This window comes from Psychrobacter piscatorii, from assembly GCF_001444505.1.
Classification (GTDB): Bacteria; Pseudomonadota; Gammaproteobacteria; order Pseudomonadales; family Moraxellaceae; genus Psychrobacter; species Psychrobacter piscatorii_B.
On the sequence record NZ_LNDJ01000027.1, the window covers coordinates 1 to 1,280 of the forward strand.

Annotated in this window: 1 protein-coding gene; it reads left to right on the top strand. The window is 47.3% G+C overall.

The features are described from left to right. The first annotated feature begins 19 nt into the window (after positions 1-19). On the top strand, positions 20-1,210 hold the full coding sequence (tuf, locus tag AS194_RS01875) for an elongation factor Tu (RefSeq protein WP_058023791.1): 1,191 nt from the start codon (positions 20-22) through the stop codon (positions 1,208-1,210). Positions 1,211-1,280: the final 70 nt, after the last annotated feature.

Consider the following 1,280-nt stretch of genomic DNA (forward strand, 5'->3'; position numbering starts at 1 on the left):
AAAAAAAGAGGAAATACCCATGGCAAAGGCCAAGTTTGAACGTAGCAAGCCACACGTCAACGTCGGTACCATCGGACACGTTGACCATGGTAAAACCACCCTTACCGCTGCAATCGCAACCGTAGCTGCAATCACCTCTGGTGGCGAAGCAAAAGACTACGCGTCTATTGACTCAGCACCAGAAGAAAAAGCACGTGGTATCACCATCAACACCTCACACGTAGAATATGACACAGACACACGTCACTACGCACACGTAGATTGCCCAGGTCACGCCGATTATGTTAAAAACATGATCACCGGTGCCGCCCAGATGGACGGCGCAATCTTAGTTGTATCAGCAACTGACGGCCCAATGCCACAGACTCGTGAGCACATCTTGTTGTCACGTCAGGTTGGCGTACCATACATCATCGTATTCATGAACAAATGTGACATGGTAGATGACGAAGAACTACTAGAACTAGTAGAAATGGAAGTTCGTGAACTATTGAACGACTATGACTTCCCAGGTGATGACACCCCAATCATCCACGGTTCTGCTACTGAAGCCCTAAAAGGCTCACAAGAAAAATACGGCCAACCAGCCGTTGTAGAACTACTAAGCGTACTAGACACCTACATCCCAGAGCCAGAGCGTGACGTTGACAAAGCATTCCTAATGCCAATCGAAGACGTATTCTCAATCTCAGGTCGTGGTACCGTAGTAACCGGCCGTGTTGAATCTGGTATCGTAAAAGTTGGTGACGAAATCGAAATCGTTGGTATCCGTGACACTCAAAAAACCACCTGTACTGGTGTAGAGATGTTCCGTAAACTGCTTGACGAAGGTCGTGCAGGCGAAAACTGTGGCGTACTACTACGTGGTACTAAGCGTGAAGACGTACAACGTGGCCAAGTACTAGCGAAGCCAGGTTCAATCACGCCTCACACCAAATTTGACGCCGAAGTATACGTACTGTCAAAAGAAGAGGGTGGTCGTCACACACCATTCCTAAACGGCTATCGTCCACAGTTCTACTTCCGTACCACTGACGTAACTGGCGCAATCCAATTACAAGACGGTACTGAAATGGTCATGCCTGGTGATAACGTTGAGATGGGCGTAGAGCTTATCCACCCAATCGCTATGGACAAAGGTCTACGCTTCGCTATTCGTGAAGGTGGCCGTACTGTAGGCGCTGGTGTTGTTGCTAACGTATTGAACTAAGACTTAAGTCTCAGTAATGAGATTATGAATTAGTCATAAAAAAGCCATCCTATCTAGGGTGGCTTTTTTT

Bases quoted from the DNA above. Each gene is read 5' to 3' on its own strand.
- tuf (WP_058023791.1), top strand. From the start codon at position 20: ATGGCAAAGGCCAAGTTTGAACGTAGCAAGCCACACGTCAACGTCGGT.